Annotated in this window: 19 protein-coding genes; 15 read left to right on the top strand and 4 right to left on the bottom strand. The window is 52.4% G+C overall.

What is annotated here, in order from left to right:
- The first annotated feature begins 36 nt into the window (after window positions 1-36).
- The 14 genes from JTI85_RS15505 (at window position 37) to hisP (ending at window position 13,119) form a co-directional block, all read left to right on the top strand.
- Window positions 37-1,050: an aspartate-semialdehyde dehydrogenase gene (locus tag JTI85_RS15505; protein WP_048211052.1), complete on the top strand. Its 1,014-nt coding sequence runs from the start codon at window positions 37-39 to the stop codon at window positions 1,048-1,050.
- Window positions 1,050-1,862, top strand: a complete 813-nt coding sequence (truA, locus tag JTI85_RS15500; protein ID WP_061068229.1) for a tRNA pseudouridine(38-40) synthase TruA — start codon at window positions 1,050-1,052, stop codon at window positions 1,860-1,862. The genes JTI85_RS15505 and truA overlap by 1 nt, the downstream gene beginning before the upstream one ends.
- Window positions 1,863-1,886: 24 nt before the next feature.
- Window positions 1,887-2,546 (top strand): DedA family protein, encoded by a 660-nt coding sequence (locus tag JTI85_RS15495; RefSeq protein ID WP_003028140.1) that lies wholly within the window; start codon window positions 1,887-1,889, stop codon window positions 2,544-2,546.
- Between the two features lie 149 nt (window positions 2,547-2,695).
- Complete coding sequence (accD, locus tag JTI85_RS15490) at window positions 2,696-3,610, top strand: acetyl-CoA carboxylase, carboxyltransferase subunit beta (RefSeq protein ID WP_115601722.1); 915 nt, start codon at window positions 2,696-2,698, stop codon at window positions 3,608-3,610.
- 192 nt (window positions 3,611-3,802) lie between these two features.
- Window positions 3,803-5,071 carry a bifunctional tetrahydrofolate synthase/dihydrofolate synthase gene (folC, locus tag JTI85_RS15485; protein ID WP_124021812.1) on the top strand — a complete coding sequence of 423 codons (1,269 nt, stop codon included), beginning with the start codon at window positions 3,803-3,805 and terminating at the stop codon, window positions 5,069-5,071.
- Window positions 5,061-5,729 carry a cell division protein DedD gene (dedD, locus tag JTI85_RS15480; protein ID WP_061068227.1) on the top strand — a complete coding sequence of 223 codons (669 nt, stop codon included), beginning with the start codon at window positions 5,061-5,063 and terminating at the stop codon, window positions 5,727-5,729. The genes folC and dedD overlap by 11 nt, the downstream gene beginning before the upstream one ends.
- 220 nt (window positions 5,730-5,949) lie before the next feature.
- Complete coding sequence (cvpA, locus tag JTI85_RS15475) at window positions 5,950-6,438, top strand: colicin V production protein (protein ID WP_005129678.1); 489 nt, start codon at window positions 5,950-5,952, stop codon at window positions 6,436-6,438.
- A gap of 33 nt (window positions 6,439-6,471) precedes the next feature.
- Window positions 6,472-7,989 (top strand): amidophosphoribosyltransferase, encoded by a 1,518-nt coding sequence (gene purF, locus JTI85_RS15470; protein ID WP_005129677.1) that lies wholly within the window; start codon window positions 6,472-6,474, stop codon window positions 7,987-7,989.
- Between the two features lie 96 nt (window positions 7,990-8,085).
- Window positions 8,086-8,655: a UbiX family flavin prenyltransferase gene (locus JTI85_RS15465; RefSeq protein ID WP_101742317.1), complete on the top strand. Its 570-nt coding sequence runs from the start codon at window positions 8,086-8,088 to the stop codon at window positions 8,653-8,655.
- 287 nt (window positions 8,656-8,942) lie between these two features.
- On the top strand, window positions 8,943-9,725 hold the full coding sequence (argT, locus tag JTI85_RS15460; protein WP_003028123.1) for a lysine/arginine/ornithine ABC transporter substrate-binding protein ArgT: 783 nt from the start codon (window positions 8,943-8,945) through the stop codon (window positions 9,723-9,725).
- Between the two features lie 247 nt (window positions 9,726-9,972).
- Window positions 9,973-10,755 (top strand): histidine ABC transporter substrate-binding protein HisJ, encoded by a 783-nt coding sequence (gene hisJ, locus JTI85_RS15455; RefSeq protein WP_003028120.1) that lies wholly within the window; start codon window positions 9,973-9,975, stop codon window positions 10,753-10,755.
- Between the two features lie 186 nt (window positions 10,756-10,941).
- Entirely contained in the window at window positions 10,942-11,628 is a 687-nt protein-coding gene (locus tag JTI85_RS15450; RefSeq protein WP_003028118.1) for a histidine ABC transporter permease HisQ, read from the top strand.
- Entirely contained in the window at window positions 11,625-12,332 is a 708-nt protein-coding gene (gene hisM, locus JTI85_RS15445) for a histidine ABC transporter permease HisM (protein ID WP_003028116.1), read from the top strand. Before JTI85_RS15450 ends, hisM begins: the two co-directional genes overlap by 4 nt.
- Window positions 12,333-12,345: 13 nt before the next feature.
- A complete protein-coding gene (gene hisP, locus JTI85_RS15440) occupies window positions 12,346-13,119 on the top strand; it encodes a histidine ABC transporter ATP-binding protein HisP (RefSeq protein WP_061068225.1) in 774 nt (257 codons plus the stop codon).
- Window positions 13,120-13,152: 33 nt separating this feature from the next.
- On the opposite strand, the gene JTI85_RS15435 is transcribed toward hisP, so the two are convergent.
- The 4 genes from JTI85_RS15435 to yfcG all read right to left on the bottom strand — a co-directional run bounded on the left by JTI85_RS15435 (window position 13,153) and on the right by yfcG (window position 15,705).
- Window positions 13,153-13,668: a GNAT family N-acetyltransferase gene (locus JTI85_RS15435; RefSeq protein ID WP_071887365.1), complete on the bottom strand. Its 516-nt coding sequence runs from the start codon at window positions 13,666-13,668 to the stop codon at window positions 13,153-13,155.
- 71 nt (window positions 13,669-13,739) lie between these two features.
- Window positions 13,740-14,633 (bottom strand): TIGR01777 family oxidoreductase, encoded by an 894-nt coding sequence (locus JTI85_RS15430; RefSeq protein WP_105242182.1) that lies wholly within the window; start codon window positions 14,631-14,633, stop codon window positions 13,740-13,742.
- A 19-nt stretch (window positions 14,634-14,652) separates the two neighbouring features.
- Window positions 14,653-15,015 (bottom strand): dihydroneopterin triphosphate 2'-epimerase, encoded by a 363-nt coding sequence (folX, locus tag JTI85_RS15425; protein ID WP_005129505.1) that lies wholly within the window; start codon window positions 15,013-15,015, stop codon window positions 14,653-14,655.
- A gap of 54 nt (window positions 15,016-15,069) precedes the next feature.
- Window positions 15,070-15,705 (bottom strand): GSH-dependent disulfide bond oxidoreductase, encoded by a 636-nt coding sequence (yfcG, locus tag JTI85_RS15420; protein ID WP_048211061.1) that lies wholly within the window; start codon window positions 15,703-15,705, stop codon window positions 15,070-15,072.
- A gap of 134 nt (window positions 15,706-15,839) precedes the next feature.
- On the opposite strand from yfcG, the gene yfcF reads away from it, so the two are divergent.
- Complete coding sequence (gene yfcF, locus JTI85_RS15415; RefSeq protein WP_219351706.1) at window positions 15,840-16,484, top strand: glutathione transferase; 645 nt, start codon at window positions 15,840-15,842, stop codon at window positions 16,482-16,484.
- Window positions 16,485-16,499 lie beyond the last annotated feature (15 nt).

Raw genomic sequence — 16,499 nt, 5'->3', positions numbered from 1 at the left:
ACAGGGACGCTTACGTATTTCTTGGAGTAAATCACCATGTCTGAAGGCTGGAATATTGCCATTCTGGGCGCAACGGGCGCCGTAGGCGAAGCCCTGCTCGATACGCTGGCTGAACGCCAGTTCCCGGTCGGTGAAATTTATGCGCTGGCGCGTAATGAAAGCGCCGGTGAGCATCTGCGTTTTAACGGTAAATCGGTCATAGTGCAGGACGTTGCAGACTTTGACTGGACGCAGGCACAGCTGGCATTTTTTGTTGCGGGCACTGAAGCCACCGCGGCATGGGCTGAAGAAGCAACCAATGCCGGTTGTCTGGTTATTGACAGCAGTGGTCTGTTTGCGCTCGAGCCTGACGTTCCGCTGGTCGTCCCGGACGTTAACCCATTTGTACTGGCGGATTACCGCAATCGTAACGTTATCGCGGTGCCAAACAGCCTGACCAGCCAACTGCTTTCCGCGCTGAAACCGCTGATCGATGACGGTGGCCTCTCACGTATTACGGTAACCAACATTATCTCGGCTTCCGCTCACGGTAAAAAAGCCGTAGACGCACTGGCCGGACAAAGCGCGAAATTGCTTAACGGCATCCCGATTGACGAAGATGATTTCTTTGGTCGTCAGCTGGCGTTCAATATGCTGCCGCTGCTGCCCGATCGCGAAGGTAGCGTGCGGGAAGAGCGTCGTATTGTTGATGAAGTGCGCAAGATTATGCAGGATGACGGCCTGTTAATTTCAGCCAGCATCGTGCAGTCACCAGTGTTCTACGGTCATGCGCAGATGGTGAATTTTGAAGCGCTGCGCCCGCTGGCCGCAGAAGAGGCGCGTGATGCCTTTTCTCGTGGTGAAGATATTGTTCTGTCAGAAGAGACCGATTTCCCGACTCAGGTTGGCGACGCGTCAGGTACTCCGCACCTTTCCATTGGCTGCGTGCATAACGATTACGGCATGCCTGAGCAAGTTCAGTTCTGGTCTGTGGCAGACAACGTGCGCTTTGGCGGCGCGTTAATGGCGGTGAAAATTGCGGAAAAACTGGTGCAGGAGTACCTGTACTAATGTCTGACCTGCAACAGCCGTCAACTCATAAAATTGCGCTGGGCATTGAGTACGATGGCAGCAAATATTATGGCTGGCAGCGCCAGAACGAAGTGCGTAGCGTTCAGGAAAAACTGGAAAAAGCGCTCTCTCAGGTGGCGAATGAACGCATTAATGTCTTTTGTGCGGGACGCACGGATGCGGGCGTTCATGGCACAGGGCAGGTTGTTCACTTTGAAACGACGGCACAGCGTAAAGATGCGGCCTGGACACTGGGGGTAAATGCGAATTTACCGGGTGACATCGCTGTACGCTGGGTGAAAGCTGTACCCGATGATTTTCATGCCCGATTTAGCGCTACGGCTCGCCGTTATCGCTACATCATCTACAATCATCGGTTGCGTCCTGCGATTTTAGGTAAAGGGGTAACCCATTACTATGAACCACTGGATGCTGAGCGTATGCATCGTGCAGCCCAGTGTCTGATTGGCGAAAATGATTTTACCTCGTTTCGGGCGGTGCAGTGTCAGTCGCGCACACCGTGGCGTAACGTGATGCACATTAACGTTGAACGTTTCGGTGCGTATGTGGTGGTGGATATTAAAGCGAATGCCTTTGTACATCATATGGTCAGGAATATTGTCGGCAGCCTGATGGAAGTAGGTGCCCACAACCAGCCGGAGAGCTGGATAGCAGAACTGTTAGCGGCGAAGGACAGAACGCTGGCAGCGGCAACGGCGAAAGCGGAAGGACTGTATCTGGTTGCAGTAGATTACCCGGATCGGTTCGACCTGCCAAAACCGCCTATGGGCCCGCTATTTCTGGCGGACTAATTTGAGTCGTATAAAGGCATAACTATGGATCTGATTTACTTCCTCATCGATTTTATCCTGCACATTGATGTGCACCTGGCGGAGCTGGTCGCGGAATACGGTATCTGGGTATACGCTATTCTGTTTTTGATTCTGTTCTGCGAAACGGGACTGGTGGTCACGCCGTTCCTGCCAGGCGATTCTCTGCTGTTTGTTGCTGGTGCGCTTTCTGCGCTGCCAACGAACGATCTTAATGTTCATCTGATGGTGGCGTTAATGATAGTGGCGGCGATTGTGGGCGATGCGGTGAACTACACCATCGGGCGATTGTTTGGCGAGAAGCTGTTCAGTAACCCAAATTCCAAAATTTTCCGCCGCAGCTATCTGGATAAAACCCATGCGTTCTATGAGCGTCATGGCGGTAAAACCATTATTCTTGCGCGTTTCGTTCCTATCGTACGGACATTTGCGCCGTTTGTTGCCGGGATGGGACACATGTCCTACCGTCATTTTGCGATGTATAACGTCGTAGGCGCGCTGCTGTGGGTATTGTTATTCACCTACGCAGGCTACCTGTTCGGCGATTTGCCGATCGTTCAGGAAAACCTGAAATTACTGATTGTGGCGATTATCGTTCTTTCCGTATTGCCGGGCGTAATTGAAGTGATTCGCCATAAGCGTGCTGCGTCACGGGCGGCAAAATAGAAAGTAACTCAGCGGTTCGACCACTTTTTTATCCAAAGTTTCGGGCTGTTATGTTTTAATGTGCAACATTCATGGTCTGTTAGGGGCAAAAATGGCATTATGCGCCCCTTATAACAAAGCTGACTAGGGTTCAGGCAGAAAGGTCACCAATGAGCTGGATTGAACGAATTAAAAGCAACATTACTCCCACCCGCAAGGCAAGCATTCCTGAAGGGGTGTGGACCAAGTGTGATAGCTGCGGTCAGGTTTTATACCGTGCTGAGCTGGAACGTAATCTTGAGGTCTGTCCGAAGTGTGACCATCATATGCGCATGTCGGCGCGCAATCGCCTGCATAGCCTGTTAGATGAAGGTTCTCTTGTGGAACTGGGTAGCGAGCTTGAGCCGAAAGACGTGCTGAAGTTTCGTGATTCCAAAAAATACAAAGACAGACTGGCTTCTGCGCAAAAAGAAACCGGCGAGAAAGATGCGCTGGTGGTGATGAAAGGCACGCTGCATGGTATGCCGGTCGTTGCTGCAGCATTCGAGTTCGCGTTTATGGGCGGCTCCATGGGCTCTGTAGTCGGCGCGCGTTTTGTCCGTGCCGTCGAACAGGCGCTGGAAGATAACTGTCCGCTGATCTGCTTCTCCGCTTCTGGCGGGGCGCGAATGCAGGAAGCGCTGATGTCTCTGATGCAGATGGCGAAAACCTCTGCCGCGCTGGCGAAAATGCAGGAACGCGGTTTACCGTACATTTCCGTACTGACTGACCCTACCATGGGTGGTGTTTCTGCAAGCTTCGCGATGCTGGGCGATCTCAACATTGCTGAGCCGAAAGCGCTGATCGGCTTTGCAGGTCCGCGTGTTATCGAGCAAACCGTACGTGAGAAACTGCCGCCGGGATTCCAGCGCAGCGAGTTCCTGATTGAAAAAGGCGCTATCGATATGATCGTCCGCCGTCCGGAAATGCGCCTGAAACTGGCAAGCATCCTGGCGAAGCTGATGAATCTTCCTGCGCCGAATCCGGATGAGCCGCGTGAAGGCGAGGTGGTACCTCCGGTACCCGATCAGGAATCAGAGGCCTGATAGTTTACTCTATGGATTTCGAGTTGCAGGAAGGCGGAATGAGAGTGAACCCCGATGAGCTTGCACGGGCAAGTGATTCGGGTGAGCGAGAGCAGCCAACACACCTGCAGCTTGAAAGACGACGAGTAAAAAAGGGCAGGGCCAACTGGCGCTGCCTTTTGCTTTTTTCTACGTAATAAAATTACAGGCATCATGGACAATAAACGTATTCCTCAAGCCGCGTCGCCCCTGGCGTCGTGGCTTTCTTATCTGGAAAACCTGCACAGTAAAACCATCGATCTTGGCCTTGAACGTGTAAGCCAGGTGGCGCGCAAACTGGGTGTGTTGAAACCCGCGCCATTTGTGTTTACGGTGGCAGGAACCAACGGAAAAGGCACGACCTGTCGTACGCTGGAATCGGTGCTGGCCGCAGCAGGCTATAAAGTCGGGGTGTACAGTTCACCGCATCTGGTGCGCTACACGGAGCGCGTACGCGTGCAGGGGAGTGAACTGCCGGAGTCAGCGCATACCGCATCGTTTGCTGAGATCGAAGATGCGCGTGGCGATATTTCTCTGACCTATTTTGAATACGGTACGTTATCGGCGCTCTGGCTGTTTAAACAGGCGCAGATGGATGTCGTTATTCTGGAAGTGGGGCTGGGCGGGCGCCTTGACGCCACCAATATCGTTGATGCTGATGTGGCGGTGATCACCAGTATTGCGCTTGATCATACCGACTGGCTGGGCCCGGATCGCGAAAGCATTGGTCGTGAGAAAGCGGGCATTTTCCGTGCAGAGAAACCGGCTATCGTCGGCGAACCTGAAATGCCTTACACCATCGCGGATGTCGCGCAAGAGTGCGGGGCGATTTTGCAACGCTGCGGCGTGGACTGGCGCTATGCGGTTACTGAGAACGACTGGTCGTTTACGGATGCTCACGGAACGTTGGCGCATCTGCCGTTGCCGCAGGTTCCACAACCTAACGCTGCTACCGCACTGGCCGCGCTGCGCGCAAGCGGGCTGAACGTTAGCGAGCAGGCCATTCGTGACGGCATCGAACACGCGATTTTGCCGGGACGCTTCCAGATTGTGAGCGAGTCGCCGCGAGTGATTTTCGATGTTGCCCATAACCCGCATGCGGCAGAGTATCTGACCGGACGTCTGAAAAAGTTAGTGAAAAGCGGGCGTGTACTTGCGGTTATCGGTATGCTACATGATAAAGACATTGCCGGTACGTTAGCCTGGTTAAAAAGCGTGGTTGACGTCTGGTACTGTGCGCCCCTGGAAGGGCCGCGTGGCGCAACGGCAGAACAATTGCTGGAGCATCTGGGCAAAGGCGACGCCTACGATAGCGTGGCGCAGGCATGGTCTGCGGCACTGGCTGAGGCGAAGCCAGAAGATACCGTGTTGGTGTGTGGATCGTTTCACACTGTCGCACATGTCATGGAAGTAATAGACGTGGGGAGAAGCGGTGGCGAGTAAGTTTCAGAATCGATTAGTCGGCACAATTGTGCTGGTCGCGCTGGGGGTGATTGTGCTCCCTGGGCTGCTTGACGGGCAGAAAAAACATTATCAGGATGAGTTTGCGGCGATCCCTCTGGTGCCGAAACCCGGCGATCGCGATGAACCAGATATGATGCCAGCGGCAACGCAGGCGCTGCCGACCCAGCCGCCGGAAGGGGCGGCAGAAGAGGTGCGTGCGGGAGATGCTGCCGCGCCATCGTTGGATCCTTCACGTTTGACGACGGCAAACAGCGCGGAGTTAGATCCTGTCCCAGCGCCCGTAGAGCAGCCGAAACCCAAACCGAAGCCGCAGCCTGTTGCCGTCGCTCCGACGCCTGCTCCTGCGCCAGCCCCAGCGCCTAAACCGGCTGCTGAGGAACCGCCAGCGCCGACCGGCAAAGCGTACGTTGTACAGCTCGGTGCGCTGAAAAATGCGGATAAGGTCAATGAGATCGTGGGTAAACTTCGTGGCGCGGGCTTCCGGGTATATACTTCTCCGTCAACGCCGGTGCAGGGTAAAATAACCCGCATTCTCGTGGGGCCGGACGCCTCCAAAGATAAGCTGAAAAACTCGCTGGGCGAGCTGCAGAAGATCTCTGGTCTGAGTGGCGTCGTGATGGGGTACACCCCTAATTAAGGGATTGCGCTGTTTACGGCGCAGCTCTGATTCAGGCCGGATACGGTGTTTTTACCGCTATCCGGCAGTGCCCGAAGAGGCATAAAACGGTATGGCGTTGAAGATTTTTTCAGCGCCATTTTTATTTACGCGTGGAAAGGAAATCCCTACGCAAACGTTTTCTTTTTCTGTTAGAATGCGCCCCGAACAGGACGACAGGGCGTAAAATCGTGGGACACATATGGTCTGGATTGATTACGCCATTATCGCGGTGATTGGTTTTTCCTGTCTGGTTAGCCTGATCCGTGGCTTTGTTCGTGAAGCATTATCGTTGGTGACTTGGGGTTGTGCTTTCTTTGTCGCCAGCCATTACTACACTTACCTGTCTGTCTGGTTTACGGGCTTTGAAGACGAACTGGTTCGAAATGGGATTGCTATCGCGATACTGTTCATCGCGACACTTATCGTCGGCGCTATCGTTAACTTTGTGATAGGCCAGCTGGTAGAGAAAACAGGCCTGTCGGGTACCGACAGGGTGTTGGGGATTTGCTTCGGAGCTCTGAGAGGGGCGCTGATCGTCGCCGCCATCTTGTTCTTTCTCGATACATTTACCGGTCTGTCGAAAAGTGAAGACTGGAGTAAGTCGCAGCTGATCCCGCAGTTCAGTTTCATCATCAGATGGTTCTTTGACTATCTGCAAAGCTCGTCAAGTTTCTTGCCCAAAGTATAAACTTTGGGTTGTTGCTGAACGAGGAAAAGACGTATGTGCGGTATTGTCGGTATCGCCGGTGTTATGCCGGTAAACCAGTCGATTTATGACGCGTTAACGGTGCTCCAGCATCGTGGCCAGGATGCCGCTGGCATCATCACCATTGATGCCAACAACTGCTTCCGCTTGCGTAAAGCGAACGGAATGGTGAGCGACATTTTTGAAGCGCGCCACATGCAGCGTTTGCAGGGCAACATGGGCATTGGTCATGTGCGTTACCCAACGGCTGGCAGCTCCAGCGCCTCTGAGGCCCAACCTTTCTACGTCAACTCACCGTATGGCATCACGCTTGCCCACAATGGCAACCTGACCAACGCGCATGAGCTGCGTAAAAAGCTGTTTGAAGAAAAGCGCCGCCACATCAATACCACTTCAGATTCTGAAATTCTGCTGAATATTTTCGCCAGCGAGCTGGATAATTTCCGCCACTATCCGCTGGAAGCCGACAATATTTTTGCTGCTATTGCCGCAACCAACCGCCAGATCCGCGGCGCCTATGCCTGCGTGGCGATGATTATCGGCCATGGTATGGTTGCTTTCCGCGATCCGAACGGCATCCGCCCGCTGGTGCTGGGTAAACGTGATATCGGCGATGGTCGTACCGAATACATGGTGGCCTCCGAGAGCGTAGCGCTGGATACGCTGGGCTTTGAATTCCTGCGCGACGTTGCCCCTGGCGAAGCGGTTTATATCACCGAAAAAGGTCAGTTGTTTACCCGCCAGTGTGCCGATAACCCGGTCAGCAATCCGTGCCTGTTTGAATACGTCTACTTCGCACGTCCTGACTCCTTTATCGACAAGATTTCCGTCTACAGCGCCCGCGTAAACATGGGTACCAAGCTTGGCGAAAAAATTGCTCGTGAATGGGAAGATCTGGACATTGACGTGGTGATCCCGATTCCGGAAACCTCCTGTGATATCGCGCTGGAAATTGCCCGTATTCTCGGTAAGCCGTACCGTCAGGGTTTTGTGAAAAACCGCTACGTGGGCCGTACCTTTATCATGCCAGGCCAGCAGCTGCGCCGTAAATCCGTGCGCCGTAAACTGAACGCCAACCGTGCGGAATTCCGTGATAAAAACGTGTTGCTGGTGGATGACTCCATCGTGCGCGGTACGACCTCAGAACAGATTATCGAGATGGCTCGTGAGGCAGGAGCGAAGAAGGTGTATCTGGCCTCTGCTGCCCCGGAAATTCGCTTCCCGAACGTTTATGGTATCGATATGCCTACGGCGACGGAGCTGATTGCTCATGGTCGCGAAGTGGACGAGATTCGCCAGATAATTGGCGCAGATGGTCTTATCTTCCAGGATCTGAACGATCTGATTGAAGCCGTCCGTGCTGAGAACCCGGATATTCAGCAGTTTGAATGTTCCGTGTTTAACGGCGTGTACGTCACCAAAGACGTCGACCAGCAATATCTCGATTTCCTCGACTCCCTGCGTAATGACGACGCCAAAGCGATTTTGCGTCAGAACGAAGCGGAAAACCTTGAGATGCACAACGAAGGTTAATGTTTGCTCGCAAGCAAGGGCGCAACCTGCACCCTTGCTTGCAACTCACCGTAATTTCCTGCAAAGTCGGCCCTGAGCAAGTAAGGGCGATTACACATGAAACGACTCATCATTGGTATTTCTGGCGCAAGCGGGGCAATTTACGGCGTGCGCCTGCTGCAGGTTTTGCGTGACGTTACCGATGTGGAAACCCATCTGGTGATGAGTGCCGCTGCCCGGCAGACGCTGGCACTGGAAACGGACCTCACCGTGCGTGACGTACAGGCGCTGGCGAATGTGACTCACGATACGCGCGATATCGCCGCCAGTATCTCTTCCGGCTCTTTTCAGACCGCCGGAATGGTTATCCTGCCGTGTTCCATTAAAACGCTTTCCGGCATCGTTCATAGCTATACCGATGGGCTGCTGACCCGTGCGGCAGATGTGGTGTTGAAAGAACGCCGCCCGCTGGTGCTGTGCGTGCGCGAAACGCCGCTGCATTTGGGGCATCTGCGCCTCATGACCCAGGCGGCAGAAATTGGCGCAGTAATTATGCCGCCTGTCCCGGCGTTCTATCATCGCCCGCAAACGCTCGATGATGTGATTAATCAAACGGTTAACCGCGTGCTTGACCAGTTTGATATTACCCTTCCGCAGGACCTGTTCACCCGCTGGCAAGGGGCCTAAGCCGTTCCATCAGCGTGCAAAGAAACATCTGTTGCCCTGTTTCAGGGCAATTTTGTAACCGCGATCATATCCTCAACATTTAATTCGTTAAAACTCAACGAAACGCTGCGGTTCAACCGTCAGACCTGCTATCTTCAAAATCAGGACATTATTGCAACGTTTTATTAACATATTTAACGTCGAATATCCTCATCGACGCGAAAATGGCATAAGACCTGCATGAAAAAGTCTGCAAACACACAACACAACGTAAAACATAATAAAATTACGCCACTTGAGGGTTATGTATGAAGAAGACGGTTCTTGCTTTGTCTTTGCTGGTAGGACTTTCCGCCACCGCGGCCAGCTACGCAGCACTTCCGCAGACGGTTCGTATTGGTACAGATACAACATACGCACCTTTTTCCTCTAAAGATGCCAAAGGCGACTTTGTCGGCTTTGATATCGATCTGGGAAATGAGATGTGTAAGCGCATGCAGATCAAGTGTACCTGGGTTGCCAGCGACTTTGATGCGCTGATCCCGTCGCTGAAAGCGAAAAAAATTGACGCCATTATCTCCTCGCTTTCTATCACCGAGAAGCGTCAGCAAGAGATTGCGTTCTCAGACAAACTTTACGCAGCAGACTCACGTCTGATCGCCGCGAAAGGTTCCCCAATTAAACCGACTCTGGATTCCCTCAAGGGTAAACACGTTGGCGTGCTGCAAGGCTCTACTCAGGAAGCCTATGCCAATGACAACTGGCGTAGCAAAGGCGTGGATGTGGTGGCCTATGCGAACCAGGATCTCATTTATTCTGACCTGACGGCGGGTCGTCTCGACGCGGCGTTGCAGGATGAAGTCGCGGCCAGCGAAGGCTTCCTGAAGCAGCCTGCCGGTAAAGACTACGACTTTGCAGGTCCTTCGGTAAAAGATAAAAAATACTTTGGCGACGGAACCGGGATTGGTTTGCGCAAAGATGACACCGAGCTGAAAGCCGCTTTTGATAAAGCGCTGGGTGAACTGCGCAAAGACGGCACTTACGACAAAATGGCGAGTAAGTATTTTAACTTCAATGTCTACGGCGATTAATACGCCGCAGCGGGGAATTGACTGCACCATTGCGGGTAACCATTACGGTGCATAATACATTCAGTGCACTTTTTTGGTGCTTTTGTCGTTGGCTTAATAAGCATGAGTGCATACTTAAGCGCTTTTCATGCAAATAAATACCGCCGACAGGGTAGAATGCTTTGCCTTGTCGGCCTGATTAATGGCACGATAACTGCACCTGGTCCTGTAAAGATCCCCTATAAAAGACAGTCTGTTGAGGATAGTTATGAAAAAACTGGTGTTGTCTCTTTCTCTGGTTCTGGCTTTCTCCAGTGCTACCGCAGCATTTGCCGCCATTCCGCAAAAAATTCGTATCGGTACCGATCCTACTTATGCGCCGTTCGAATCGAAAAATGCGCAGGGTGAATTAGTCGGTTTTGATATCGATCTGGCTAAAGAGCTGTGCAAACGTATCAATACGCAATGTACCTTCGTGGAAAACCCGCTGGACGCGCTGATCCCTTCGCTAAAAGCGAAAAAAATCGATGCGATCATGTCCTCGCTTTCCATTACTGAAAAACGTCAGCAGGAAATTGCCTTTACCGACAAGCTTTATGCAGCCGACTCGCGTCTGGTTGTCGCTAAAGATTCTGCTATTCAGCCGACTATTGAGTCGCTGAAAGGTAAACGTGTCGGCGTGCTGCAGGGCACGACTCAGGAAACGTTCGGTAACGAGCACTGGGCGCCAAAAGGCATTGAAATTGTCTCCTATCAGGGACAAGACAATATCTATTCTGACCTGACTGCCGGGCGTATTGACGCCGCATTCCAGGATGAAGTCGCGGCCAGCGAAGGCTTCCTGAAACAGCCGGTCGGTAAAGATTACAAATTCGGCGGCCCGTCTGTGAAAGACGAGAAGTTATTCGGCGTGGGTACCGGTATGGGGCTGCGCAAAGACGATAACGAGCTGCGCGAAGCGCTGAACAAAGCCTTTGCTGAAATGCGCGCTGACGGGACTTACGAGAAGCTGGCGAAAAAGTATTTCGATTTTGATGTTTACGGCGGTTAATCACCGCAGGTGCTGATAAAGCCCGTAGATTTTTGACGCGTTGAATTTATGCCTGATGGCGCTGCGCTTATCAGGCCTACGGTGATTTTGTAGGCCGGATAAGGCAAAGCCGCCATCCGGTATTTAACGGTTAGTCTGAAATCAAAAGAGGCTTACTACTCCACCACACACGACAGGACAGGCAGCATGTTGTATGGCTTTTCAGGTGTTATTTTACAGGGCGCAATTGTTACGCTGGAGCTGGCACTCAGCTCGGTGGTACTGGCGGTTCTGATAGGTCTTGTCGGCGCGGCAGCTAAGCTGTCGCAAAGCCGGGCAATGGGGCTTATTTTCGAAGGGTACACAACGCTTATCCGCGGGGTTCCCGATCTCGTCTTAATGCTGCTCATTTTCTACGGGTTACAAATTGCGCTGAATACCATTACCGATGCCATCGGTATCGGCCAGATTGATATCGATCCGATGGTCGCGGGTATAATTACGCTTGGGTTTATCTACGGCGCCTATTTTACCGAAACGTTCCGTGGTGCGTTCATGGCTGTGCCAAAAGGTCATATTGAGGCCGCGACGGCATTCGGTTTTACCAGCTCACAAATATTTCGCCGCATTATGTTCCCGGCGATGATGCGCTATGCCTTACCGGGAATAGGCAACAACTGGCAGGTCATTCTTAAGGCCACGGCGCTGGTGTCACTGCTTGGACTTGAAGACGTAGTGAAAGCCACTCAGCTTGCCGGGAAGAGTACCTGGGAGCCGTTCTATTTTGCCGTGGTGTGCGGGGTCATCTATCTGGTGTTTACCACCGTGTCTAATGGTGTGCTGCTGTACCTTGAGCGCCGCTACTCCGTGGGTGTGAAGAGGGCTGACCTGTGATTGAGATTATTCAGGAATACTGGAAGTCCCTGCTGTGGACTGACGGATATCGCTACACTGGCGTTGCTATCACTCTCTGGCTGCTGATTTCGTCGGTGGTGATGGGCGGGATACTGGCGCTGTTTTTGGCGATTGGTCGCGTTTCCAGTAATAAATTTATCCAGTTTCCCATCTGGCTGTTCACCTATATTTTTCGTGGCACGCCGCTGTACGTTCAACTTCTGGTGTTCTATTCCGGGATGTATACGCTGGAGATCGTCAAAGGAACGGACTTCCTTAACGCATTTTTCCGCAGTGGGCTGAATTGTACCGTGCTGGCATTGACGCTGAATACCTGTGCCTACACGACGGAGATTTTCGCCGGGGCTATTCGTTCCGTACCCCATGGTGAGATTGAAGCCGCGCGCGCATACGGTTTCTCGTCATTCAAACTGTATCGCTGCATTATTTTGCCTTCCGCGCTGCGTATTGCGCTGCCGGCTTACAGCAATGAAGTCATTTTAATGCTGCACTCCACAGCGCTGGCATTTACCGCCACGGTGCCTGATTTGTTGAAGATCGCCCGCGATATCAACTCGGCAACGTATCAGCCGTTTACCGCCTTCGGTATTGCCGCTGTACTGTATTTGATAATTTCATATGTCCTGATCAGTCTGTTCCGTAAAGCGGAAAAACGCTGGTTGCAGCATGTATCCTCTAAATGATTCGAGTAACACGATGTCTGAAAATAAATTAAACGTTATCGATTTACATAAGCACTACGGCGAACATGAAGTGCTGAAAGGGGTATCGCTGCAGGCCAATGCGGGTGATGTTATCAGTATTATTGGTTCGTCAGGTTCGGGTAAAAGTACCTTCCTGCGCTGCATTAACTTTCTGGAAAAGCCGAGTGCCGGAACGATTGTGGTTAGCGGTCAGAATATTGGCCTGGTGCGCGACAAAGACGGTCAGTTGAAGGTAGCAGATAAAAATCAGCTGCGTCTGCTACGCACGCGACTGACGATGGTCTTTCAGCACTTCAACCTGTGGAGCCACATGACGGTGCTGGAAAACGTGATGGAAGCGCCGATTCAGGTGCTGGGGCTGAGCAAGCAGGAAGCCCGCGAACGTGCGGTGAAGTATCTGGCCAAAGTCGGTATTGATGAGCGCGCGCAGGGCAAATATCCGGTACATCTGTCCGGTGGTCAGCAGCAGCGCGTCTCTATTGCGCGTGCGTTGGCGATGGAACCGGAAGTGTTGCTGTTTGATGAACCCACATCGGCGCTTGACCCAGAACTTGTGGGCGAGGTGTTGCGTATTATGCAACAGCTGGCCGAAGAGGGGAAAACCATGGTGGTCGTGACCCACGAAATGGGATTCGCTCGACATGTCTCCACGCACGTGATTTTCCTGCATCAGGGGAAAATTGAGGAAGAGGGCGACCCGGAGCAGGTATTCGGTAATCCGCAAAGCCCGCGTTTGCAGCAATTTCTCAAGGGCTCGCTGAAATAAGTGAGTTGCCCGGAGGCGTTACGCTTTCCGGGCCTACCGCTTTAACGCGCTGTACTCCAGACGATAAACCCAGTCGTCATACGCTATGCCGTTCACTTCATAGGCTTTTTCAAGCACCTGAGTGCGTATAAATCCTGTTTTTTCCAGAATGCGTATCGACCCGGTATTTCCGGCTAATACATAGGCATTTATCGCCGTTACGCCAGCCTGTTGGAAGGCATAATCGCACACGGCACGTACGGCTTCGCTGGCAATCCCTTTTCCCTGCGCCCGCGGCGTGATGGCATAGCCAATATCAGCTTCCTGAGGATAAAGATGGCTTATCTGTAAGCCAATATCGCCCAGTTGCGCCGTGTTGTTGTGCTCCCGGATAACAAAGGTATGTCGAGCGGAAAGGCGTCTGGCGAAGAGCAGGCGAGTATCTTTGGTTGGGGCGATATCACCCATGAAACGCATGACGTCCGGATTTTCTCGTAGCCGCTGGAAAAAAGGCCAGTCAGCGAGTTGGTATAAAGAGAGAGTAAGTCGGGGTGTTGATATTATCGCCATAACGTCGCCATTGTGGTATTTGGTTTTTTAACCATACCACCACAATGGCAACAGTGAAGGGATATCAGACATTATCGGATGACATCGGCCAGCGCTTCTTCCAAATCGTACCAACGAAACGCAAAACCTGCCCCTTCCAGTCGCTTGGGCAACGCGCGCTGCCCCCCGAGGACCAGCACCGAGGATTCGCCCATCAGCAGCCGCATAGCGGCTGCCGGAACGCGCAGGATCGCCGGGCGGTTTAGGGCATGACCCAGCGCATGGGCGAACTGTTCATTGCGAACCGGGTATGGCGAAACCATATTGAAGGGACCGCGCAGATCGTTATCCAGCAGCCAGATAATCCCGTTGACCATATCGTCAATATGGATCCAGGCCAGGTATTGACGCCCATTGCCGATAGGACCGCCAAGCCCCAGACGAAACGGTGGAACCATCTTTGCGAGGATCCCGCCTGTAGAGGCCAATACAACGCCAGTACGCAGCAAACATACGCGGGTTTTGTCGCTTTGCGCAGCGCTGGCGATCTGTTCCCAGCGGGCGCACAACTTATGGGTGAATTCATTATGTGGCGGTTCTTCTTCCGTCACAACGACTTCACCCAGATCGCCGTAGTATCCCGTAGCGGAACCGGAGATGAGTACGGCAGGCGGCGTGTTGCTGACCTTGATTAAATCGACCAGTTTCTGCGTAATCCCCCAGCGGCTCTGGCACAAACGCTCTTTTTGCTCAGCGCTCCAGCGTTTGTCGGCGATAGGCTCTCCGGCAAGATTGATGACAGCATCAACGCCATCGAGGTTTTGCTGCTCTTCCAGCCCTTTCCATAGCGTGACCCGGGAGTCCAGAATCTGACGAGCCTTATCAGGAGTACGTGTCACTACGGTAATCTGATGCCCCAGTTCCAGCAGGCGGGGGATCAAATGACGTCCAATCAGGCCAGTACCGCCGGTAATCAGAATCTGCATGTCGCCTCCCGGGTTACGTTTAGCGCTGCCAGCTCAATGTCATGGAAACGGAGTCGGCGTAACGCAATGCGTGAAGTTTATCGATCTCCACTTCAGCATAAGTGACCCAGTGATGTTCGCGTGCGATATCGAGCACATCTTGCGTTAATTTTTCCAACAATGAGAAGCGGTTACTCTCAACGTGCGAAATGATGCTCTTGGTGATGGTGCGATAATTCAGCGCATCGTTGATATCTTCACTGGTCCGGGCTTTGTCTGCTGGATAGTGGATGGCAATATTGATGACGATATCCTGTCGGTTCAGGATCTCTTCTTCTTTAATGCCGATAAAAGTGCGCAGACGAAGGTTTTTTATACGAATAATTGCGTCAGGTTGTGACATTGCAGGTTTCCTCCATGTATGAACCTTTTCATGATACACGAGAACCGAATCGCGTTAACTTTTCTCGCTCTGCGCTTGCTGCATCGCCCGTTCTGTTGCGGGACGAGTACGGATACGTTCGTACCAGTTATTGACCGCCGGATAGTTGTCGAGGTCGATACGCTGGCGCTGGTGGAGATTAATCCACGGCCAGCAGGCAATATCGGCAATGCTGTAATGATCGCCACCCAGCCAGGGTGATATTTCCAGGCGTTTATTCATGACGTTGTACAGTCGCTGGGTTTCCACCTGATACCGTTCAATGGCGTAGGGGATAGTCTGCGGTGCGAAGTGGCTGAAGTGATGATTTTGTCCCAGCATTGGCCCAAGTCCGCTAACCTGCCAGAAGAGCCACTGCAGCGTGGTGTGGCGCTCGCGTAATTCGCCGCTGAGTAGCTTACCGCTCTTTTCTGCCAGGTAGAGTAAAATCTCGCCAGACTCAAACAGGCTAATGGGTTTTCCGCCATCCTCCGGGGCGCAGTCGATGATGGCCGGAATTTTATTATTCGGTGAAATCAGCAAAAAGTCAGGGCGGAACTGGCTGCCTCTGCTGATATCTACATGAATCAGACGGTATTTTAACTGCGCCTCTTCGAGAAACAGTGTGATTTTGTGCCCGTTTGGCGATGGAGTGTAGTAAAGGTCGATCATTTTCAGCGTCCGTTTTGTCATGAACCGGGTCACTACAAGTATAGAAGCTGCCGACGTGTGTGAGTTTTCATCAAGTGACAGCGAGAGAAAGACTCTATATTTTGAAAGAAAGCCAATACACTTCAGAGGACATTATGAGCAAACCTGCAATTACGCTGTGGTCAGATGCCAACTTTTTCTCCCCTTATGTACTGTCTGTTTATGTCGCTCTGCAAGAGAAAGGGCTGCCTTTTACGCTGAAAACTGTCAACCTCAATAGTGGCGAACACTTGCAACCTTCATGGCAAGGGTATGCGCTGACGCGGCGCGTACCGGTTCTTGACATTGACGGTTTTGAACTGAGTGAATCCTCGGCGATTGCCGAGTTCCTGGAAGAGCGTTTCGCTCCACCACAATGGGAGCGCATTTATCCGCACGATCTACAAAAACGGGCTCGTGCCCGCCAGGTTCAGGCGTGGATTCGCAGCGATTTGATGCCTATCCGTGAAGAACGATCAACGGATGTGGTTTTTGCTGGCGTGAAGAAAGGTCCGTTGACGGAAGCAGGAAGGGCCAGTGCGGAAAAATTGTTTGCCACGGCGGGCAGTTTACTGGCGCACGGTAAGCAGAATTTGTTTGGTGAATGGTGTATCGCAGACAGCGATTTAGCGCTAATGCTTAATCGACTGGTTCTGAATGGCGATGATGTACCAGAACAGCTCGCAGAGTATGCCACCTTCCAGTGGCAACGCGCTTCGGTACAACGTTTTATCGCGCTTTCAGCGAAGCGTTCCTGCTGAAAGTAGGGACGTAAT

This window comes from Citrobacter sp. Colony219 (genome assembly GCF_019382635.1).
GTDB lineage: Bacteria > Pseudomonadota > Gammaproteobacteria > Enterobacterales > Enterobacteriaceae > Citrobacter > Citrobacter youngae.
Note: the sequence above shows the minus strand (reverse complement) of the source record. Positions and strands in the feature narration are given on the sequence as shown.